A 3,268-nucleotide genomic window follows, 5' to 3' on the forward strand; every position below is an offset into this window, starting at 1 on the left:
GCACGGGTCGGTCTTCGTGCCGGCCGGCGGCCCCGGCTGGCGGCGCTGGCTGGCCGTCGCCGGCCCGGCGCTGATGGTCGCCGTCGGCTACATGGACCCGGGCAACTGGGCGACCGACCTCGCCGCCGGCAGCCGCTACGAGTACCGCCTCCTCTGGGTCCTGCTCGCGGCCAACCTCGTGGCGATCGTCCTCCAGAGCCTCGCCGCGCGGCTGGGGATCGTCCGCCGCCTCGACCTCGCCCAAGCCTCGCGCCGGACCTATCCCGCGCCGGTCAACGTCGCCCTCTACGCGCTCGCCGAGTCGGCGATCGTCGCCTGCGACCTCGCGGAAGTGCTCGGCTCGGCGATCGCGCTCGAGCTGCTCTTCGGCCTGCCGCTGGCGCTGGGGGTCCTCGCCACCGCGCTCGACGTGCTGCTGCTCCTCGCGCTGATGCGCTTCGGCGTGCGCAAGCTCGAGGCGGTCGTCCTCTCGCTCGTCGGCTCGATCGCCTGCGCCTTCGCCGTCGAGATCGTCCTCGCCCGCCCCGACTGGGGCGCGATCGGCGCCGGCTTCCTCCCCGCCCTCCCCGACGCCGGCGCGCTCTACCTCGCCGTCGGGATCTTCGGGGCCACGGTGATGCCGCACAACCTGTACCTCCACTCGGCGCTGGTGCAGACGCGGCGCTTCGCCGGCGGGGCGGACGAGACGCGCCGCGCGATCCGCCTCAACGCGATCGACTCCGTCGTCTCGCTCAACCTCGCCTTCTTCGTCAACGCGGCGATCCTCGTCGTCGCCGGCGCCGTCTTCTTCCGCGCCGGCCGTCACGACGTCGCCGAGCTGCAGGACGCCCACCGACTGCTCGAGCCGCTGGTCGGCGCGGCGATCGCGCCGCTCCTCTTCGCGCTGGCGCTCCTCGCCGCCGGGCAGAGCTCGACCGTCACGGGGACGCTGGCCGGGCAGGTCGTGATGGAGGGATACCTCGACCTGCGGATGCGCCCCTGGCTGCGCCGCGCGCTGACCCGCGGCGTCGCCGTCGTCCCCGCCCTCTTCTGCGTGGTCCACTTCGGCGAGGGGTCGGCGGGAGGGCTGCTCGTGCTGAGCCAAGTGATCCTCTCGCTGCAGCTGCCGTTCGCCGCGGTCCCGCTGGTCCAGTTCGTCTGCGACCGCCGCACGATGGGGCCGCACGCCGTCCGCGGCGGCCTCAAGACCGCGGCGTGGGGCGCGACCTTCGCCGTCGTCGCGCTCAACGTCTGGCTCGTCGGCGACGCGTTCCGCGCCTGGCTCGCCGCCGGCGGCGCCGCGGCGACGGCGGTGCGCTTCGTCGCGCTTCCGCTGGGCGCCGCGCTCGCCGCGCTTCTGGTCTGGGTTACGCTGTGGCCGATGATCGCCAAGCGCCGCCGCGAACCGATTCCCGCGCGGGCGCCGGCCGGCGTGCACGCCGCCGCCGCCCCCGCCCGCCCGGCGCTCGAGCCGCCGCCGCCGATCGCCCGCGCGGCGATCGCGCTCGACTTCTCCGGGCGCGAGGAGACGCTGCTCTCCGGCGCCCTGCGCGTGCTGGGCGCCGCGCGGCCGCGGCTGCTGCTCTGCCACGTGGTGGAGAGCGCGCCGGCGCGGGCCTTCGGCCGCGACGCCGAGGACGTCGAGACCGGCGCCGACGAGCGGCGCCTCGCCGAGTTCGCCGAGGCGCTGCGCCCTCTCGGCTTCGAGGTCGACACGGCGCTCGGCGCGGGCGATCCGGCGCGCGAGCTGGCGCGGATCTGCGACGAGGCGGGGGTCGAGTTGGTGATCCTCGGCGGGCACGGCCACCGCGGCCTCGCCGACGCGATCCACGGCACGACGGCCGAGACGCTCCGCCACCGCGTCAAGGCGAGCGTCCTCGTCGTGCCGCTGCACTGACCAGCCGGAGGACGATCGGTGGACGACGCACGGACGACGCTCGAACGGGCGCTGACGCTCCATCAGCAAGGACGCTTCGCCGAGGCCGAGCCGCTCTACCGCGCCGCGCTCGCCGCCGCGCCGGCGAACGCGCAGGCGCAGTACCTGCTCGGCGCGCTGCTCGTGCAGCAAGGGCGGGACGCCGAGGCGCTCGCGCCGCTCGAGACGGCGGTCCGCCTCGCGCCGGACGACGACGGATTCGCCTTCGAGCTCGCCGCCTGGGAGCGCCGCGCCTGCCGCCTCGCCGCGGCCGAGCGCCGCCTGGCGGCGATCGTCGCGCGCCGGCCCGACGACGTCGACGCGCGGTTCGAGCTGGGCGAAACGACGCTCGAACGGGGACGGCGCGCGGAAGGGCTCGCGCTGATGGCCGCGGCCGCCGCCGCGGCGCCGGAGCGCGACGACCTGCGCCGCCGCCTCGCCGCGCGGGACGACGACCCCGCCGCGCTCGACGACGTTCTTCGCCGCCGCCGGCGGCTCGCCGGCCTCGCCGAGGACGGCCCGACGAACCCGTTCGACGACGCCGACCACGACGCTCCGGCGAAGGACGTCCTGATCGTCGTCCACGACCAGCCGGAGTTCGTCGCCGACTGCCTCGAGTCGGTCGAGCGCGCGACGCGGAACGCGACGGTCTTCGTCTGGGACAACGCCTCCGCGGCGCCGACGCGCGACCTGCTGCGCGACCACGCCGCCGCGGGGCGGATCGTCCTGCGCCGCAGCGAGGAGAACGTCGGCTTCGTCGAGCCGAACAACGAGCTCGCCCGCCTCGGCTCGGCGCCGTACGTGGTCCTGCTCAATTCCGACTGCACCGTCGCCCGCGGCTGGGACGTCGCCTTGATCGACCTCCTGCGCGACGACCCCGGCGTCGGCGTCGCCGGCTACCAAGGGGCGCTGCTCGACCGGAACGGCTGCGGCGCGATCGAGGCGTACGGCGACGAAATCGACTACGTCTCCGGCTGGAGCCTCGCGCTGCGCCGCGCGGAGATCGATCCGCGCGGGCTGTTCGATCCGGCGATCCGCTTCGCCTACGGCGAGGACGCCGACCTCTCGCTCCGGCTTCGCCGCGACGGCCGACGGCCGCGCGCCCTCCCGCTGCAGTGGGCGCTCCACTTCGGCGGCCGCACGATCGCCGCGGTCCGCGGCGAGCGCGATCTCTCGGCGGAGATGGCGGCGAACCAACGCCTGCTGCGGAGCCGTTGGGGCGCGTACCTCGACGAGGACCGCGTCGCCGCGCGGCGCGCCGCGCGCCGCGCCGAGCGCGTCGCCGCCGTCTGCGTCCTGGACGCCGCGCGCGGCGACATCGCGCCGGCCCTCGCCGCCGCCGCGTCCCGCTTCCGCGGCGTCGCCGCCGCGCTG

2 protein-coding genes are annotated in these 3,268 nt (G+C 76.3%); both read left to right on the forward strand.

All coding sequences use genetic code 11. From position 1 onward, the window contains the following. Nucleotides 1-16 precede the first annotated feature (16 nt). Nucleotides 17-1,876 (forward strand): Nramp family divalent metal transporter, encoded by a 1,860-nt coding sequence (locus LLG88_02615; GenBank protein MCE5245800.1) that lies wholly within the window; start codon nt 17-19, stop codon nt 1,874-1,876. Between the two features lie 18 nt (nt 1,877-1,894). Next, the coding region (locus LLG88_02620; GenBank protein MCE5245801.1) for a tetratricopeptide repeat protein at nt 1,895-3,268 on the forward strand (1,374 nt) is incomplete at its 3' end.

This window comes from bacterium (assembly GCA_021372775.1).
In the GTDB taxonomy this organism is placed as follows: Bacteria; Acidobacteriota; Polarisedimenticolia; order J045; family J045; genus JAJFTU01.